The following is a 16684-nucleotide window of genomic DNA, read 5'->3' as shown; positions in this document are numbered from 1 at the left end:
CCCTGCCGCCACCCGATTGTCACCCCCGCAACGGCCCCGGTCGCTCGGCCTCGGCTACAGTGAGGGGGTATGCCGTCAAGCTCACCCGCCCAACCCACGCCGCTGTCGCCCGCCACGATCGCCCTGCTGACGCTGCCGCCCCTGCTGTGGGCGGGCAATGCCATCGTCGGCCGCGTGGCCGCCCCGTGGATCCCACCGATCACGTTCAACCTGCTGCGCTGGGTGCTGGCGGCGCTGTTGCTGGCGCCGCTGGGCGGCTGGATCCTGCGCCGCGGCAGCCCCGTTTGGGGCGACTGGCGCCGCTACCTGCTGCTGGGCAGCCTGGCCGTGGCCGGCTACAACATGCTGCAATACCTGGCGCTGCACACCTCGTCGCCGCTGAACGTGACGCTGGTGGCCTCCAGCATGCCGGTGTGGATGATGCTGGTGGGGCGGCTGTTCTTCGGCGCCCCGGTGCAGCGCCCGCAGTTGGGTGGCGCGGTGCTGTCGCTGGCGGGCGTGCTGGTGGTGCTGTCGCAGGGCTCATGGGCCAACCTGATGCAACTGCGCTTCGTGCCCGGAGACGCCTGGATGCTGGCCGCCGCCTTCACCTGGTCGTGCTACAGCTGGCTGCTGACACGCCACGACGAAGACCCCCGGGTGCGCGCCGACTGGGCGGCGTTTTTGCTGGCGCAAACGGTGTTTGGCCTGCTGACCGCGGGTGTGTTGACCGCGGGAGAATGGACGTGGCTGACGCTGGCCGCGCCGGCGGACATGCCGACCCGCATCGCATGGAGCTGGCCGCTGGCGGCCATCGTGCTGTTCGTGGCGGTGGGGCCGTCGGTGTTGGCCTACCGCGCCTGGGGCGCGGGGGTGCAGCGCGCCGGCCCCACGGTGGCGGGCTTTTTCACCAACCTCACGCCGCTGTTCACGGCGCTGATGTCCACGCTGCTGCTGGGCGAGCCGCCGCGCGCTTACCACGCGGTGGCGTTCGTGTTGATCGTCGCCGGCATCGTCGTGTCGGCGCGGCGCGCATGAGGGTGCGGCGCACGGTGGCCGGCGGCGGCCTGCGCCATGCGGCGTGCGCCGCCCCGAAGGCGAGCCTCAAAACGTCCCCGGGTAGGCGCCGCCGTCGAGCAGGATGTTCTGGCCGGTGAGGTAGCCGGCCTGCACGCTGCACAGGAACGCGCACACGGCGCCGAACTCCTCGGGCGTGCCAAAGCGCCGCACGGGGATCTGCGCCAGCTGCGCGGCGCGCACCTCGTCCAGCGTGCGGCCGCTGCGCTCGGCCGCGGCCTGCAGCGTGGCGCGCAGGCGGTCGGTGTCGAATTTGCCCGGCAGCAGGTTGTTGATCGTCACGCCTCGGGCGGCCAGGCCGCTGCGCGCCAGGCCGGCCACGAAGCCGGTCAGCCCGCTGCGCGCGCCGTTGCTCAGGCCCAGGATGTCGATCGGCGCTTTGACGGCGCTGGAGGTGATGTTGACGATGCGGCCAAACCCCCGCGCGGCCATGCCGTCGACGGTGGCCTTGATCAGCTCGATGGGGGCCAGCATGTTGGCTTGCAAAGCTTGCATCCACTCGGCCTGACCCCACTGCCGAAAGTCGCCCGTCGGCGGGCCGCCGGCGTTGGTGACGACGATATCGAAGTCGCGCCCCGGGCCGCCCGGCACGCGCCACAGCGCGGCGCGGCCGGCGTCGGTGGTGACGTCGGCGGCCACGGTCAGCACACGCGTGGCCGCGCCCGCCGGCAGCTCGGCGCGCAAAGCGTCGGCGGCGGCCTGCAGCGCCGCTTCGCCGCGCGCCGCCATGACGACGTTGACCCCTTCGCGCGCCAGCGCACGCGCGCAGCCCCACCCCAAGCCTTGGCTGGCGCCGCACACCAGCGCCCAACGCCCGGCAATGCCCAAGTCCATCGTTGCACTCCTTTCGTTGCCGCCGCACCCCACCGCGCCGCTAGCGCCCAGAGCTGGCACGGCTCACCCACAGCACCCCGGCCAGCACCAAGGCGGTGCCGGCCACGATCCACACGTTGAACGGCTCGCCCAGCAGCAGCACGCCCAGCGCCAGGGTGGACAGCGGCCCCAGCATGCCGGTCTGGGCCGTCAAACCGGCGCCGATGCGCTCAATGGCCATCATGACCATCACCACCGGCGCGGCCGTGCACAGCACCGCGTTGGCCACCGACAGCCACAGCACCGGCGCCGGCACCACGGCGGCGTGCAGCGGCCGCAACAGCACAAACTGCGCGATGCACAGCACGCACGCCACCACCGTGGCCAGGCTCACCAACCGCAGCGCGCCCACGCGCGCCACCATCTGCCCGCTGTGCACCAGGTACAGCGCGTAGCTGACGGCGCTGGCCAGCACCAGGGCGCTGCCCACCACGGTGGCCTGGCCGTCGAAGCGCACCTCGTGCCCAAACACCAGCAGCACGCCGGCGTAGCTCAGCGCGACGGCGCCCCACTGGCGCGCCGTCACCCGCCGGCCATGCAGCAGCCACCCCAGCAGCAGCACCAGTGTCGGGTTGAGGTACAGGATCAGCCGCTCCAGGCTCGCGCTGATGTACTGCAAGCCCCAAAAGTCCAGAAAGCTGGCCGCGTAGTAGCCCGTGAACCCCAGCCAGACGATACCGAGCCGGTCACGCCACGTCAGCGGCACGCCACCGTGCGCACGGCGCGTGCTCCACCACGCCATCGCCGCAAACAACGGCAACGCAAACAGCATGCGGTACATCAGCAGGGTGACCGCGTCCACCCCGTGGCGGTAGGCCAGCTTGACGATGATGGCCTTGCCGCTGAACGCCACGGCCCCCGCCGCGGCCAGCAGCAGGCCGCTGCGCTGGCGGGCCTGGGCATGGGCATCCGGGGCGTGGGTGGCGGCGTTGGGCGGAGCGGCACTCATGGCGACCAGGGGCGCAAGCTGCGCAACCACTGCGGGGCGGGCAGCCCCCAGCGGGCACGGATTGTTTCGGCGCGGGCCTGCAGCACCTCGCGCGGCGGGTGTTGGGGCTGGCGCTGCGCCAGCACCACGGTGTTGCCCTCGCGCGTGGGCTTGAACACCCACAGGGCCTGGGCGCCAAAGGCCTGCTGCAGCGCCGCCATTGAGCGCGCCAAGCTCGCGCAGCGACCAAACAGGTTGACGCTCATGCAGCCATCGGGCGTCAGCAGTGCGCGGCAGGCCGCGTAAAAGTCGGCGCTGTCCAACACAGGCGCGGCGGCTTCGTGGTCGTACAGGTCGACGCTGAGGGCGTCGACGGCGCCCTGCCACGGGCCGTGGTGCACCCAGTGCGCGGCGTCACCCACGATGACCTGCAGCCGCGGGCCGTCGTCGGGCAGCCGAAACCACCCGCGGCACGCGGCCACCACCTGGGGGTTGAGCTCCACCGCGGTGGTGCGCATGCCCAGGCGGTGGTGACAAAAGCGTGTGATCGACCCGGCCCCCAGCCCGAACTGCAGGGCGCGCCGCTGCGCCACCCCGTCCGGCTCGACGAACAGCAGCCACGCCATCATGCGCTGCACGTACTGCAGCACCAGCTCGTGCGGGCGCTTCAAGCGCATGCTGCCCTGGATCCAGGGGGTGCCCAGGTGCAGGTGGCGCACGCCGTCCTGCTCGGACAGGGTGACGGGGGGCAACACGGGCGCGTGGCGCATCGCGGTCAGACCTCGTCCACGGGCTGCTGCCACACGTCCGGGCGCACCGGCACCCCATGGCGCGCCAGCACACGCGCCCACGCCTGGGCCTTGTGCGCCAGCGGCCAGCGGGCGTTGGCCGGGCTGCTGGAAGGCAGTCGCTCCACCGCGACCCCAAGCGCCCGGGTGTGACGTGCGTGGCGCCAGCTCTCCCCACCGTTGTGCGCCACCGCCCGCAGCGCCGGGCAGCGCTGGCGCAGCCACGCCAGGTCGTTGAGCTCGGCGGCGCGGATGGCGCTGTCCAGGCTGCCCTGGCGCTCGCAGCGGGCGTACACATCCCAAATGCCCAGGCCACGCGCCAGCACCGCGGCCAGCCGCTGCTCGTAAGGCCACTGCGTCAGTGGCTCGCCCCACAGCAGCCCGAGGATGGCCCAAAAATGGTTGCGCGGGTGGGCGTAGTACTGCTGCGCCCGCAGCGACGCGACGCTGGGAAAACTCCCCAGCACGACGATGCCGGTGGAGGCGTCCAGCACCGGCGGCAGACCCTGCAGGCGTGGGGTGGCGCTCATGGCATCCCCTCCTGCCGCGCCAGCGCGGCCAAGCGCGGCAGCGCCGCGCGCGCGTTGACCGACGTCAACGCGGCCAGCGCCGCCAGCTCCAACCCGCGCAGCGGCGCCAGCGCGGCCCCGATGCGCGGCAACTCCGCCGGGCTGTTGCGGCCCTGCGGCCGGCCCGCGGCGCGCGCGTGCGCCGGCACGTACAACCACTGTGGGGGAATGTCGGGCGCGTCGGTCTCCAGCACGATGGCGTCGGCCGGCGCCGCGGCCCACAGCGCGCGCAGCCGCCGCGCGGTCTCGAACGTGGCCGCGCCCCCAAAGCCCAGCTTGAAGCCCAGCGCCACGAACGCCATGGCCTGCTGCACGCTGCCGTTGAAGGCGTGGGCGATGCCGCCCAGCACCGGGCGGCCCGCGGCGGCCTGCGCGCGCAGGCCCGCCAGCAGGGCGTCGGCGCTGCGGCGCACGTGCACGATCACCGGCAGCCCGTGGCGCTGCGCCAGGCGCAGCTGCGCGCGGTAAAAGTGCTGCTGGCGCGCACGCATCGCCTCGGTGCACAGCGCCGGCACCCAAAAATCCAGCCCGATTTCCCCCACCGCCACCAGCCGCGGGTCGTCGCCCCAGCGCTGCAGCGCGTCGTCCAAGCGCCGCAGATCGTCGTCGTGCGCCTGCGGCACGTACAGCGGGTGGATACCCAGCGCGTAAACATCCCCGGTGGCGTGGGCCAACGCACGCACCCGCTCAAAGTCAGCGGCCTGCACCGCCGGCAACACGCACCACGCCACCCCGGCCGCCCGAGCCCGCGCACGCTCAGCCTCGGCGTCCGGGCCGAACTCGGGGGCGTCCAAATGGCAGTGGGTGTCGATCCACATCGGCCCCGCATTATCCGGCAGCCGTGCGGGCCGCGCCGCCCCCAGGCGACACCGCCGCCGGCGCCAGGAGCGTAAGATAAGCGGCTGACGATACGCTTGTGTCCAACGTCTCGGAGGCCCCATGCTCGACCTGTCGCCCACCCGCCGCCGCTTCATCGCCCAAACCAGCGCGGCCGTCGCAACGCTGGCCGCGCCGTGGTCGGTGCGTGCCGACAGCCGCACGCTGAAAATCCTGGTGGGCTTTCCGCCCGGGGGCGGCACCGACGCCATCGCGCGGCTGCTGGCCGATCCCCTGCGCGAGGCGCTGGGCATGCCCGTGGTCGTGGACAACCGCGCCGGCGCCGGTGGTCAGTTGGCGGCGCAAGCGCTCAAGGCAGCGCCGGCCGACGGCTACACCGTGCTGCTGACGCACGACCACACGGTGTCGATCCTGCCGCTGGTGCTGCGCAACCCCGGCTTCGACCCGGCGCGCGACTTCGTCGCGGTCGGCGGGCTGGCCACCTTCGTCAACGCCTTGGCGGTGTCTGCGGGCACGCCGGCGCGCTCGCTGCGCGAATTCATGCAGTGGGTACGCGGCCAAGGCGGCAAGGCGGCGGTGGGCATCCCGGCGCCGGCGTCGGTGCCGCAGTTTTTGGTGCAGGTGCTGGCGCGCCAGCAGCAGCTCGACCTGGTGCCGGTGCCGTACCGCGGCAGCGCCCCGATGATGGCGGACATGCTGGGCAACCAGATCCCCGCCGGCGTCGGCTCCATCCCCGACTTCATCGACCACCACAAAGCCGGCAAGCTGCACGTGGTGGCCGTGATGGGCCGCCAGCGCCAGCCTGCCTTGCCGGACGTGCCCACGTTCGCCGAGCTCGGGGTGGCCGGGTTCGAGGAGGTGCCGTTTTATGGCCTGTTCGCGCCGGCGGGCACGCCGGCGGCCACGTTGGCGCAGCTGGACGCGGCGCTGGCCAAGGTGCTCGCGCAGCCCGCCTTGCGCGAGCGTTTGACCGCGATGGGCCTCAACGTCGGTCACATGAGCGGCGAGCAGTTGGCCGCGCGCGAGCGCGCCTACCGCGAGGTGTGGGCCCGCATCATCCGCGACAGCGGCTTTCAGCCGCAGTGACGCCCGCTTGAGCCACCGGCTGCGGGTCGCTGGCGGCGTGGCTCAGGCCGACCCAGCCACGGGCGCGCCGGGTTCGTCGTCACCCAAAAAGCCGCCCGCGCGCACCGTCAGCACCAAGGTGTCGCGCCAGCCCGGCACACCCGGCTGCAGCGGCTGGATCGGCGTGGTCTCGTGGATCACGCGCAGGTCGTCCAACAGCAGCAGCGACCACGGCTCGGTCAGCGTGAAGCGCTGGCCGTTGGGGCCGTCGGCCGCGAAGACGCGGCTTTCGCCCCCCTTGATCGCGTGGCGCGCGACCAAAAACACCGCCACCACGTCCACCCCGTCGCGGTGCGCGCCTTCCGGGGTGGGCCGGCCGATGCCGCCGGTGGTGTCGATGCGAAACGGATGCGCCTCCACAAACCACGGCTGCGGCCCGCGCAGCGCGCCGGCCACATCGGCCACCGCGTGCAGCAAGCGCGGCCACACCGGCTGGGCGGTCAGGGCCGGGGTCAGCGGCGCAAACCAGCGCCGCATGCCGCCGTGCAGGGCGTTGTACTCGACCGGCTGGTAGTGCGCCCGGTGCGGCACCGGCTGCACTTGGTCACCCTCGATGCGGTAGCAGCCGTGGCGCCGACGGCGGTAGCGCCCGCCGTCCTTCAGGTACTCGTCGGGCGGCAAATCATCCCACGCCGGCTGCAGCGCCTGCAGCGCGGCCGGCGGCATCCCCAGCCAAGCTGACACGCCGGCCGCGTCCAGCACCGCATAGCCTTGGTGACGCAGCGTGGCCAACAGCTCGGCGGGGGCGACGGTCGGGGGTGCAAACGTGGTCGTCATGGCGGTGCACAGTGTAGCCGGGGGACAACCCCTAGGGGTAAACACGGTGGACAGCGGGCCACGCACGCGCTACCGTTGCTTTGACAAAAATCAAACGCCGTGCATCCGGAGGGACCGATGGCCACGCTGCACCACGACCCAAGCGACACCTCGTCCAACCCCACCGCAGCGCCCGCGCGCGAATCGGTGTTCGACCTACGGCTGGCCGAGCTGCACGCCACCGACCCGCTGCGCTGGCTGGCCAAGGGCTGGCAGGACTTTCGGCGCAGCCCGCGCATCGGGCTGTTTTACGGCGCCTGTTTTGCGTTGATGGGGCAGGCGCTGTGGCAGGCGTTTCAGCACGCGCCGGCCTACGTGCTGGCGCTGAGCGCGGGCTTTTTGCTGATGGGGCCGTTTTTGGCGCTGGGGCTGTACGACGTCAGCCGAGCGCTGGAGCGCGGCGAGCCGCCGTCGTTGCGCCAGTCGCTGCTGGCGTGGCGGCCGACGCTGTCGACGATGGCGATTTTTGGCGGTGTGCTGCTGATCCTGGAAATGCTGTGGGGCCGCGCCGCCATGGTGGTGTTTGCCGTGACGATGAACACCATGCCGTCCGGCGCCAACATGCTGACCGCGCTGCTCAGTTGGGACAACCTGGAGTTCATCATCAGCTACCTGGTGGTGGGCGCGATCTTCGCCGGGCTGATTTTTGTCAGCAGCGCCATTTCGATCCCGATGATCCTGGACCGCCAAACCGACGCCGTGTCGGCGGCACTGACCAGCCTGCGCGCCTGCCTGAACAACCCCGGCGTGATGTTGCTGTGGGGCGCGCTGATCACGCTGCTGTGCCTGCTGGCGATGGTGCCGGCCTTTTTGGGCCTGCTCGTGGTGGGGCCGGTGCTGGGCCACGCCACGTGGCACGCGTACCGCCACATCGTGCCGGCGCGCACCCCGAGCGACGTCACGCGTTGACGTCCACCACCAGCCGGCCACGCACCTGGCCAGCCAGCACCGCCTGCGCCGCGTCCAAGGCATCGGCCAGGCCGATGGTGCGGCTCAACCCTTGCAGCGTGGCGTGGTCGAGCGTCTGCGCCAGCAGCGCCCACGCCGCGTGGCGTCGCGGCATCGGGGCCATCACGCTGTCGATGCCGTACAGCGTCACCCCCCGCAAGATGAACGGCGCCACCGTGGCGGGGAAGTCCATCCCCTGCGCCAGGCCGCACGCGGCCACCGCGCCGCCGTAGCGGGTGCTGGCGCAGGCGTTGGCCAGCGTGTGGCTGCCCACCGCATCGACGACGCCGATCCAGCGCTCCTTTTGCAGCGGCTTGCCTGGCGCGGCCAGCGTCGCGCGGTCGATGACCTCGGCCGCCCCCAGTTGGCGCAGGTAATCGGCTTCCTGCGGGCGTCCGGTGCTGGCCACCACGCGGTGGCCGGCGCGCGCCAGCAGCACGACGGCGATGCTGCCCACGCCGCCTGCGGCGCCGGTCACCAGCACCTCACCGCTGCCTGGGGCCACCCCCTGCGCGGCCCAGTGGGCTTGCAGCGCTTGCACGCACAGCGCGGCGGTGTAGCCCGCGGTGCCGATGGCCATCGCGTCCCACGCGCTCAACGGCGCCGGCAGTGGCTGCAGCCAGTCGGCCCGCACCCGGGCACGCTGCGCCAGCCCGCCCCAGTGCACCTCACCCATGCCCCAGCCGTTGAGCAGCACCGCATCCCCCGGTCGAAAGCGCGCGTCGTCGCTGGCCAGCACGGTGCCGGCCAGGTCGATGCCCGGCACCATCGGGAACTGCCGCACCACCGGCGAGCGGCCGGTGATGGCCAACGCATCCTTGTAGTTCAGCGTCGAGTACGCCACCTGCACCGTCACCTCCCCCGCGGGCAGGCGCTCGTCGGGCAGCTCGGTCAGGGTGCAGGTGTAACCCGCCGCGTCGGTCTTGTCGATCCACAGTGCACGCAAAGCCATAAGGGTTTCTCCACCAACGGTACGCCACCGCATCATTGTCCACGAGCATAGGGGACGCGCGCTCACGCGGCGCTGGCCGCGCCGCGCGCCGCCTCTTGCAACAGCCGCCACATCACCTTGCCGCTGCCGCTCTTGGGCAGCGCCTCGACGAATTCGACGATGCGCGGCGCCTTGTACGCGGCCATGTGCTCGTGGCACCAGGCGATGATGTCGGCCTCGCTGACACGGCCACGGGCCTCGTGCCGCAGCACCACCACCGCCTTGACCGTTTCGCCCCGGTACGCGTCGGGCACCCCAATGACGCATGCTTCGGCGATCGCCGGGTGGCGAAACATCAACGCTTCCACCTCGGCCGGCCAGACCTTGTAGCCGCTGGCGTTGATCATGCGCTTCAAGCGGTCGGTGATGAAGAAGTAGCCCTCCTCGTCCATGCGGCCCAGGTCGCCGGTGCGGAAAAACCGCTTGCCGTCGCGCTCGAAAAACACCGCGGCGGTTGCTTCGGGGTGCTGCCAGTAGCCGTCGAACACCATCGGGCCGCTGACCACGATCTCGCCCGCCTGCCCCACCGGCAGCTCTTGCAGCGTGTCGGGGTCGACGATGCGCGCGTCGCAGCCGATGAACGGCACCCCCAGGCACTGCGGCTTGGGGCGGTCGGGTGGGTTGTGGTGCGACGGCGCGGCGGTCTCGGTCAGGCCGTAGCCCTCGACGTATCGCAGACCGAACTGGTCCTGCAAACGCTGCGCCACCGCCGCCGGCATGGCCGCCCCGCCTCCGCCAATGAACACCAGGCTGGACAGGTCGTAGCGCTCGAAGTGCGGGCTGGCCAGCAGGTCGATGACCATGGTGGGGATGTTGGTCCAGTGCGTGACCTTCCAGCGCGAAATCAGCCGTCCGGCCAGGTCGCGGTCCCAGCGCGGCATGACCACGGCCGTCGCCCCCAGGTACACGCTGGTGTGCATGCCCGCCACCATGCCGGTGATGTGAAACATCGGCACCACCAGCAGGCCAACGTTTTCGGCGGTGCCGTTGGTCCACACCGCGGCCGCCACCGCGTTGTGCATCAGCGTGCGGTGGGGGTGCATGCACCCCTTGGGCAAGCCGGTGGTGCCGCTGGTGTAGGGCAGCACGGCCAGATCGTCGGGGCCGACCTCGTGCGGCGGCAGCGGCGCGGGGCAGCCCACGGCCTCGGCCCAATCGGCCACGCGGCCGTGCGTCAGCACGGGCAGCGGGTGACGCGTGCGCAGCCAGTCGCGCCAAGCCGCAGGCACGGCCTCGCCCTCGAACGCATCAGGCGGCATCGCGTCGTGGTAGTGCAACACCAGCAAGTCGCGCAACCGCTGCTCGGGGGGCAACGCGGCGTCGGCGGCGCACAGCGCCGGAGCCAAGTCGGCCGCGGCGATGGCCACGCGTGCCTGCGGGTCGGTGATGTAGTGGCCCAACTCGTCGGCTTTGTTCATCGGGTTGACCGGCACCACCACCGCGTTGGCACGCACGATGCCGTAGTAGGCGACGATGAACTGCGGGCAGTTTTGCGACAACAAGATCACCCGGTCACCCTTGCGCACGCCGCGTGCCGCCAACCACGCCGCCACACGCTCGGCCTGGTGCTGCAGCTCGGCGTAGGTCATCACGCGATCGAAAAACACCGTGGCGGGCTTGTCGGGGTAACGCCGGGCGCTGACCTCCAGGTTGAACCACAGCGAGGTTTGCGGCGGTCGCAGTGCGCGCGGCACGCGCGGCGGCCACACCGCGGCGTGGGGGCGGTCGTCGCCGACGCGGGCACCACGGGCTTCGGGCAGGGCGGCGGTCATCGGTGTCGTCTCCTCGTGGTCGGTGGGCAGGCTGCTCAGCATAGCCACGGCACGGGCCCAGCGCCAAGCACCCCGCTGTCCCGTGCGCTACAGCCGGCGCGGCCCCCAACCCGGTGTGCCCATCGGACAGCGGCTTTGCCTTATCATGCGGGCCATCATGCGGCGCTGGATCGTTTGGTGCGTGCTGTGCTTGTTGCCATGGCGGCTGTGGGCGGCCGACGTGATGGCGCTGCGCGCATGCCACGATCAGCCCGCGGCCGCCACCGCCGTCACCCACGCGGACGCTGCCCAGCACGGGCCCCATGGCGCCGCGTCGCCGCACGCCACGCCGGCGGCAGAGCCGCATGCACACCACGGCCTTGCCAGCAAGCCAGCGCCCGCCCCGCACGGCGCGCAGCCCACCCACCTGGGCTGCACGCTGTGCGACCTGTGCCACAACCCCCTGGGCGCTGCGGTGCCCACCACCTGGAGTGCCATGCCCAGCCGCCACACGTGGCCGGTGCTGCGTCTGAGCGCACCGCCGCAGGCGGCGCGCGTACCGGAGTTGCGTCCCCCCATCGCCTGACATCGCCCTCTCCGCCGTGGCCGGGTGGCGCTGCCGCGCCCCCCATCGCCGCCCCCTTTGCGATGCACAGGAGATCGATCGATGCCTTCCAACCCCCTGGTGGTGGGTGCCTGGGCCGTGGCCGCGCTGTTGGGCAGCGCCGCCGCGCTGGCCCAGACCGCCCACGACCACAGTTCGCCCGATGCCGCCGCCGCGCCGGCGGCATCCCCCGCCCCATCCACGCGCAACGCCTGGCGCGACGCCAACGCCGCCGTCGGCACGATGCCGCGTGGGCACGCTGACATCGTCGCCTGGGAGCGGGCCCGTGGCCTGCACCACCCACCGGCCGACGAACCCGGCCCCGACCAGCCCTGGACCCTGGACGACGTGGCGCGCGCCGCCCTGCGGCAAGCGCCCGAGCTGCGCATCGAGCCCGGCGAAGGCGCCGTGGCGCAGGCGCAGCGCCAGCAAGCCGCGGCACAAACGGTGTTGCAGGCGCAGCGCGCGTGGCTCGATGCCGTGACCGCGCGTGCGCTGCGCCGACTGGCCGAGCGCGAACACGAAGCGGCCGAGCTGGCCGCCGAGCTCGCCCAACGCATGCAGCAGGTGGGCAACTTCAGCGCCGAGCGCGCGCTGCGCGAAAGCCTGCCGCGCCAGGCCACCGCGGCGCGGTTGCAGCAAGCGCGGCTGGATGAGCGCCAGGCGCTCATTCGCCTGTGGCAGCGCCTGGGCGTGGGCGAAACCCCCGAGGCGCTGCGGCGCCACCTGCCGACCCAACTGCCCGCGCGCGCGCCCTTGCCCACGGCCGATGACCTGCCGCGCCTGCAAGCCGAGCTGCTGCAGCGCCACCCGCTGGCCGTGCAGCGGCGCGCCGAGGCCGAGCGCAGCGCGGCCGGCGTGCCCGCCCACGCCCAAGCCACCCTGCAGGCGGCCTGGGAAACCGCCGTGGCCGCCAGCGCACCCAACGCCCCGGCGCTGCCGCTGCGCGCGCCGCGCTGGCCCCACACGTGGGAGCAGGCGCTGCAGGCGCAGGCCGACTGGCAACGGCTGCAGCGGCAGCTGGTGGGTGACCTGCACCTGGCCTGGCACGCCGCCCAAGCGGCCGAGGCGCACCTGGCGCTGCTGCGCGACCAGCTCCAGCCCGCGCTGCGCCAACTGGAAGACGAAGCGGTGCTGCGCTACAACGGCATGCTCATCAGCACCTGGGAGCTGCTGGCCACCGTGCGCCAGCGCCTGCAAGTCGAGCAAACCCTGCTGCAGGCCGAACGCGACGCCTGGGACGCGCAGTTGATGCTGCGCGCGGTGCAGGCCGGTCTGCCGTACACGCCCACCGCACGCGGCGCCACGCCCGCCGACGCCACCCCTGCCGACCAAGGACACTGACCATGCAACGCCGACATTTCTTTGCCCACACACTGGCCGGGGCCGCGGCGCTGGGGGTTGCCACCGTGGCCCGCGCCAGCCTGCTGACGCTGCCCGAGCCCGTCACCCGCACCGACCCCGGCACCGCCGGCCCGTGGACACCGCCCGGTGTCACCGGCGCCGGCCGGCCCTACCAGCCGGTGGTCACCCTCAACGGCTGGACGCTGCCGTTTCGCATGAACGATGGCGTCAAGGAGTTCCACCTCGTGGCCGAGCCGGTCGTACGCGAGTTCGCGCCCGGCTTTAGCGCCAACCTGTGGGGCTACAACGGCAGCAGCCCCGGCCCCACCATCGAAGTCGTCGAAGGCGACCGCGTGCGCATCTACGTCACCAACCGGCTGCCCGAGCACACCACCATCCACTGGCACGGCCAGCGCCTGCCCAACGGCATGGACGGGGTCGGCGGCCTCAACCAGCCGCAGATCCCGCCCGGCCAGACCTGGGTCTACGAATTCGTCGCGCGCCGCCCTGGCACCTTCATGTACCACCCGCACGCCGACGAAATGACCCAAATGGCCATGGGCCTGATGGGGCTGTGGATCACCCACCCCAAGGGCCGCCACCCGTGGATCGCCGACGTGCAGCGCGACTACGCGTTTCTGCTCAACGCCTTCGACATCACGCCCGGCGCACGCACCCCCAACGTCAACACCATGCTGGACTTCAACGTCTGGGCGTGGAACAGCCGCGTCTTCCCCGGCATCGACCCGCTGCTGGCACGCCTGGGGGACCGCGTTCGCGTGCGCATCGGCAACCTGACGATGACCAACCACCCCATCCACATCCACGGCATCGAGTTCGAAGTCACCGGCACCGACGGCGGCCCCGTGCGCCCCGAGGCACGTTGGCCCGAGGTCACCGTGGACGTGGCCGTCGGGCAGATGCGCCAGATCGAGTTCATCGCCGACGAAGAAGGCGACTGGGCCATGCACTGCCACAAGAGCCACCACACCATGGGCCCCATGGGGCATGGCGTGCCCACCCTCATCGGCGCCGACCACCGGGGCCTGGTGCACCGGCTGCAGCGCCTGGTGCCGGACTACATGGTGATGGGCGAACGCGGCATGGCCGACATGGGTGCGATGGAAATGCCCCTGCCCGACAACACCCCGCCGATGATGACCGGCACCGGCCCCTATGGCCCCATCGAAATGGGGGGCATGTTCACCACGCTCAAAGTGCGCCGCGACCTGCCGGCGGGCAGCTACCGCGACCCTGGCTGGTACGCCCAGCCCCCAGGCACCCAAGCGCGCCCGCTGCACCCCGACGCCGCCCCGACGCCGCACGGCGCCATGCACCATCACGGCGGGCACGGCCCTGCCCCCCAACCGGCCCCTTTCGACGCCCGCAAACCCCACGGAGGACACCATGACCACCATTGACCGCGTGCGCCGCGCGCTGCTGGCCACCGCCGCCAGCTGGCCCGCGTGGGCGGCCGCGCACGGCAGTGCCGCCCACCACGCCGGCCACAGCATGCCCACCGCAGCGCCCGAACAAAAGCCCTGGGGCATTGCAGGCGACCCGACGCGCGTGCGCCGCACCATCGACATCCGCATGGGCGACGACATGCGCTTTCGCCCCGACCGCATCACCGTGCGCGAGGGCGAAACGGTGCGCTTGCGCGCCATCACCCGCGGGCGTGTGATGCACGAACTCGTCATCGGCACCGACGAGGAACTCGCCGCCCACGCCGAACTCATGAAACAACACCCCACGATGGAACATGACGAGCCGTACATGGCGCACGTGCCGCCTGATCGGCGTGGCGAGATCGTCTGGCACTTCAACCGCGCCGGCACATTCGCTTTCGCCTGCCTGATCCCAGGCCACTTCGAAGCCGGCATGCGCGGCACCATCGTCGTCACCCCGGCCCCTCAGGAGAGTCGTCCATGAACGCACACACCCCATCGCGCCGCCTGCTGCTGGGCCACCTGGGCGCCCTGTGCGGGGCCTTGGCCTGGCCGGCGCTGGCCACGTCGACCCCCAAGGTCGACGTTTGGAAAGACCCCCACTGCGGCTGTTGCGGCGACTGGATCGCGCACCTGCAGCAGCATGGCTTCCGTGTCCAAAGCCACGACGTCGGCAACACCGCGATGCGCCAGCGGCTGGGTCTGCCCATGCGCTACGCGTCGTGCCACACCGCCGTGGTGGACGGTTACGTGATCGAGGGGCATGTGCCCGCCGTCGACATCCAGCGCCTGCTGCGCGAACGCCCAGCCGCCCTGGGTTTGGCTGTGCCGGGCATGCCCGTGGGCAGCCCCGGCATGGACGGCCCTGCGTACGGCCACCGCCGCGACCCCTACGCCGTGCTGCTGGTGCAGCGCGATGGCTCGCACCGGGTATGGGCGCAGTACCACGCCGCCGAGGGGGTGCGCCCCGTGCAGGCACGCCCCGGCGACCTGCGGCCCGCCGAGGCGACGTCCCCCTGGGCCGAGGGCGAGGTACGGCGCCTCGACCCCGCCACGGGCAAAATCACGCTGCGCCACGGCCACATCCCCGACCTGGACATGCCCCCAATGACGATGGTGTTCCAGGTGCGCGAGCGCGCGTTGCTGCAAGGCCTGCAGGTGGGCCAGCGGGTGCGCTTTCGGGCTGAGCAAGCCGGCGGCGGGTACTTCGTGACCGAGATCAAGCCCGCGCCGTGAGCGCTGCGCTACGATGGCCGCCATCATGAACAGCTTCGTCGATGCCACCCTGATCGCCGCCGACAACGCGCTGCGCACGCTGCTGGCGCCGCACCGCGCGGCGCGCCCCACCCCGCAGCCGCCGGCCGAACTCGCCGCCCACCCGGCGGCGCTGAGCGACGCCGAGCGGCGCTTGAGCGGCGCGCTGATGCGCGTCAACCACGTCGGCGAAATCTGCGCCCAGGCGCTGTACACCGGCCAGGCCTACGCCGCGCGCATCGCGCCTGGCGCAGCGACGGCGGACCAGGAGCGCACCGCGCGCCACCTGGAAGCCGCCGCGCAAGACGAAACCGACCACCTGGCGTGGTGCCAGCAACGGCTCGACGAGCTGGGCGACCGCCGCTCGCTGCTGTGCCCGCTGTGGTACGCCGGTGCGTTTGCCATCGGCGTGGCCGCCGGCCTGGCCGGCCGCGGGGTCAGCCTGGGCTTCGTCGTCGAAACCGAGCGCCAGGTCGAAGCGCACCTGGACGGCCACCTGGACCGCCTGCCCGCGCACGACCACGCCTCGCGCGCCATCGTGCAGCAGATGAAAGACGACGAAATCCGCCACGCGCGCGACGCGCTGCACGCCGGCGGCGTGGAGCTGCCCACCCCGGTCAAGTGGGCCATGCGCGCCGCGGCCAAGGTCATGACGACGGTGGCGCACCGGATCTGACCCCGCCGCGGAACCGCGCCCACGCTCACCCGGCGCCGGGCCGCGGCCCGTCGGCCGCGGACAGCCGTCACGCCGCCGCTGGGTTCGCCGAGGCGGGCGGCGGCCCGTCCACCTCGACGACCTCAAAGCTCGTTGTGATCTGCGCCGTTTTGCCCAGCATCACGCTGGCCGAGCAGTACTTGTCGTGGCTGAGCTCGATGGCGCGCTGCACCGCCTGCGCCGGCACCCCCCGCCCCTGCACCACGAAGTGCATGTGGATCTGGGTGAACACCTTGGGGTCGGTGTCCGCGCGCACCGCCTTGAGCTGCACCTGGCAGCCGCGCACGTCGTGGCGTCCGCGGCGCAGGATCAGCACCACATCGTAGGCCGTGCAGCCGCCGGTGCCCGCCAGCAGCAGCTCCATCGGACGCGGCGCCAGGTTGGCCCCGCCCAGCTCGGGCCGCGCGGCGTCGGGCGCGCCGTCCATCGCCACCACGTGGCCGCTGCCCGTGCGCGCCACAAACCCCATGCCCGAGCCCAGCCCCAGCGGGCCGCTCCACGCCACCGTGCATTCCATCGTGTCCACCTCCTGCGCCCCGCCGCACGCGGGGATGTTGCAGCGCAATATAAGCCGTGTATAATACGGCCCGTTGTCTCCTCTGCCCTCTATGGGTGGTTCATGACCCGGACGTCTGAC

The 16684-nt window shown here is 72.2% G+C and carries 18 protein-coding genes; 9 read left to right on the top strand and 9 right to left on the bottom strand.

Annotated features, from left to right (window positions below):
* Nucleotides 1-69: 69 nt before the first annotated feature.
* Nucleotides 70-1017, top strand: a complete 948-nt coding sequence (locus EDC36_RS11215; protein ID WP_132963347.1) for a DMT family transporter — start codon at nt 70-72, stop codon at nt 1015-1017.
* Nucleotides 1018-1083: 66 nt separating this feature from the next.
* Here EDC36_RS11215 and EDC36_RS11210 read toward each other — a convergent pair whose 3' ends face one another.
* From EDC36_RS11210 to EDC36_RS11190, 5 genes are read right to left on the bottom strand one after another with little or no spacing between them, the layout of a single operon-like run.
* Nucleotides 1084-1890, bottom strand: a complete 807-nt coding sequence (locus EDC36_RS11210) for an SDR family oxidoreductase (protein WP_132963346.1) — start codon at nt 1888-1890, stop codon at nt 1084-1086.
* 40 nt (nt 1891-1930) lie between these two features.
* A complete protein-coding gene (locus EDC36_RS11205; protein WP_132963345.1) occupies nt 1931-2878 on the bottom strand; it encodes a DMT family transporter in 948 nt (315 codons plus the stop codon).
* Nucleotides 2875-3627, bottom strand: coding sequence for a class I SAM-dependent methyltransferase (locus EDC36_RS11200; RefSeq protein ID WP_132963344.1), 753 nt, complete (start codon nt 3625-3627; stop codon nt 2875-2877). The genes EDC36_RS11205 and EDC36_RS11200 overlap by 4 nt, the downstream gene beginning before the upstream one ends.
* Nucleotides 3628-3632: 5 nt before the next feature.
* Entirely contained in the window at nt 3633-4175 is a 543-nt protein-coding gene (locus EDC36_RS11195; protein WP_132963343.1) for a DNA-deoxyinosine glycosylase, read from the bottom strand.
* Nucleotides 4172-5032, bottom strand: coding sequence for a TatD family hydrolase (locus tag EDC36_RS11190; protein ID WP_132963342.1), 861 nt, complete (start codon nt 5030-5032; stop codon nt 4172-4174). The genes EDC36_RS11195 and EDC36_RS11190 overlap by 4 nt, the downstream gene beginning before the upstream one ends.
* A 130-nt stretch (nt 5033-5162) precedes the next feature.
* Between EDC36_RS11190 and EDC36_RS11185 the strand changes: the two genes are divergently transcribed.
* Entirely contained in the window at nt 5163-6137 is a 975-nt protein-coding gene (locus EDC36_RS11185) for a Bug family tripartite tricarboxylate transporter substrate binding protein (protein WP_243646575.1), read from the top strand.
* 42 nt (nt 6138-6179) lie between these two features.
* On the opposite strand, the gene EDC36_RS11180 is transcribed toward EDC36_RS11185, so the two are convergent.
* A complete protein-coding gene (locus EDC36_RS11180) occupies nt 6180-6953 on the bottom strand; it encodes a 2OG-Fe dioxygenase family protein (protein WP_132963340.1) in 774 nt (257 codons plus the stop codon).
* A 117-nt stretch (nt 6954-7070) separates the two neighbouring features.
* Here EDC36_RS11180 and EDC36_RS11175 point away from each other — a divergent pair, with 117 nt between their 5' ends.
* Nucleotides 7071-7901 carry a DUF2189 domain-containing protein gene (locus EDC36_RS11175; protein WP_132963339.1) on the top strand — a complete coding sequence of 277 codons (831 nt, stop codon included), beginning with the start codon at nt 7071-7073 and terminating at the stop codon, nt 7899-7901.
* Here EDC36_RS11175 and acuI read toward each other — a convergent pair.
* The gene (acuI, locus tag EDC36_RS11170; RefSeq protein WP_132963338.1) at nt 7891-8892 is read right to left on the bottom strand and encodes an acrylyl-CoA reductase (NADPH); all 1002 of its coding nucleotides are present in this window, start codon (nt 8890-8892) and stop codon (nt 7891-7893) included. The two genes, EDC36_RS11175 and acuI, sit on opposite strands and share 11 nt — an antisense overlap.
* Nucleotides 8893-8954: 62 nt before the next feature.
* The gene (locus EDC36_RS11165; protein WP_132963337.1) at nt 8955-10703 is read right to left on the bottom strand and encodes a long-chain fatty acid--CoA ligase; all 1749 of its coding nucleotides are present in this window, start codon (nt 10701-10703) and stop codon (nt 8955-8957) included.
* 181 nt (nt 10704-10884) lie between these two features.
* Between EDC36_RS11165 and EDC36_RS11160 the strand changes: the two genes are divergently transcribed.
* From EDC36_RS11160 to coq7, 6 genes are all read left to right on the top strand, one after another.
* Entirely contained in the window at nt 10885-11268 is a 384-nt protein-coding gene (locus tag EDC36_RS11160) for a hypothetical protein (protein ID WP_132963336.1), read from the top strand.
* 81 nt (nt 11269-11349) lie between these two features.
* On the top strand, nt 11350-12630 hold the full coding sequence (locus EDC36_RS11155) for a TolC family protein (RefSeq protein ID WP_132963335.1): 1281 nt from the start codon (nt 11350-11352) through the stop codon (nt 12628-12630).
* Nucleotides 12631-12632: 2 nt separating this feature from the next.
* Nucleotides 12633-14051 (top strand): multicopper oxidase family protein, encoded by a 1419-nt coding sequence (locus EDC36_RS11150; protein ID WP_132963334.1) that lies wholly within the window; start codon nt 12633-12635, stop codon nt 14049-14051.
* Entirely contained in the window at nt 14038-14562 is a 525-nt protein-coding gene (locus EDC36_RS11145; RefSeq protein ID WP_132963333.1) for a cupredoxin domain-containing protein, read from the top strand. The genes EDC36_RS11150 and EDC36_RS11145 overlap by 14 nt, the downstream gene beginning before the upstream one ends.
* Complete coding sequence (locus tag EDC36_RS13500) at nt 14559-15314, top strand: DUF411 domain-containing protein (protein WP_132963332.1); 756 nt, start codon at nt 14559-14561, stop codon at nt 15312-15314. Before EDC36_RS11145 ends, EDC36_RS13500 begins: the two co-directional genes overlap by 4 nt.
* Before the next feature lie 25 nt (nt 15315-15339).
* Entirely contained in the window at nt 15340-16008 is a 669-nt protein-coding gene (gene coq7 / locus EDC36_RS11135; protein WP_132963331.1) for a 2-polyprenyl-3-methyl-6-methoxy-1,4-benzoquinone monooxygenase, read from the top strand.
* 67 nt (nt 16009-16075) lie between these two features.
* Here the strand turns inward: coq7 and EDC36_RS11130 are convergent, their stop codons facing one another.
* Nucleotides 16076-16564: an OsmC family protein gene (locus EDC36_RS11130; RefSeq protein ID WP_132963330.1), complete on the bottom strand. Its 489-nt coding sequence runs from the start codon at nt 16562-16564 to the stop codon at nt 16076-16078.
* Between the last annotated feature and the right edge of the window lie 120 nt (nt 16565-16684).

The sequence above is a fragment of the Tepidimonas ignava genome, assembly GCF_004342625.1.
Classification (GTDB): Bacteria; Pseudomonadota; Gammaproteobacteria; order Burkholderiales; family Burkholderiaceae_C; genus Tepidimonas; species Tepidimonas ignava.
The sequence above is the reverse complement of the archived record's forward strand: the minus strand, read 5'-3'. Positions and strand labels throughout refer to the sequence as shown.

Bases quoted from the DNA above. Each gene is read 5' to 3' on its own strand.
- EDC36_RS11215 (WP_132963347.1), top strand. From the start codon at position 70: ATGCCGTCAAGCTCACCCGCCCAACCCACGCCGCTGTCGCCCGCCACG.
- EDC36_RS11210 (WP_132963346.1), bottom strand. From the start codon at position 1,890: ATGGACTTGGGCATTGCCGGGCGTTGGGCGCTGGTGTGCGGCGCCAGC.
- EDC36_RS11205 (WP_132963345.1), bottom strand. From the start codon at position 2,878: ATGAGTGCCGCTCCGCCCAACGCCGCCACCCACGCCCCGGATGCCCAT.
- EDC36_RS11200 (WP_132963344.1), bottom strand. From the start codon at position 3,627: ATGCGCCACGCGCCCGTGTTGCCCCCCGTCACCCTGTCCGAGCAGGAC.
- EDC36_RS11195 (WP_132963343.1), bottom strand. From the start codon at position 4,175: ATGAGCGCCACCCCACGCCTGCAGGGTCTGCCGCCGGTGCTGGACGCC.
- EDC36_RS11190 (WP_132963342.1), bottom strand. From the start codon at position 5,032: ATGTGGATCGACACCCACTGCCATTTGGACGCCCCCGAGTTCGGCCCG.
- EDC36_RS11180 (WP_132963340.1), bottom strand. From the start codon at position 6,953: ATGACGACCACGTTTGCACCCCCGACCGTCGCCCCCGCCGAGCTGTTG.
- EDC36_RS11175 (WP_132963339.1), top strand. From the start codon at position 7,071: ATGGCCACGCTGCACCACGACCCAAGCGACACCTCGTCCAACCCCACC.
- acuI (WP_132963338.1), bottom strand. From the start codon at position 8,892: ATGGCTTTGCGTGCACTGTGGATCGACAAGACCGACGCGGCGGGTTAC.
- EDC36_RS11165 (WP_132963337.1), bottom strand. From the start codon at position 10,703: ATGACCGCCGCCCTGCCCGAAGCCCGTGGTGCCCGCGTCGGCGACGAC.
- EDC36_RS11155 (WP_132963335.1), top strand. From the start codon at position 11,350: ATGCCTTCCAACCCCCTGGTGGTGGGTGCCTGGGCCGTGGCCGCGCTG.
- EDC36_RS11150 (WP_132963334.1), top strand. From the start codon at position 12,633: ATGCAACGCCGACATTTCTTTGCCCACACACTGGCCGGGGCCGCGGCG.
- EDC36_RS11145 (WP_132963333.1), top strand. From the start codon at position 14,038: ATGACCACCATTGACCGCGTGCGCCGCGCGCTGCTGGCCACCGCCGCC.
- EDC36_RS13500 (WP_132963332.1), top strand. From the start codon at position 14,559: ATGAACGCACACACCCCATCGCGCCGCCTGCTGCTGGGCCACCTGGGC.
- coq7 (WP_132963331.1), top strand. From the start codon at position 15,340: ATGAACAGCTTCGTCGATGCCACCCTGATCGCCGCCGACAACGCGCTG.
- EDC36_RS11130 (WP_132963330.1), bottom strand. From the start codon at position 16,564: ATGGAATGCACGGTGGCGTGGAGCGGCCCGCTGGGGCTGGGCTCGGGC.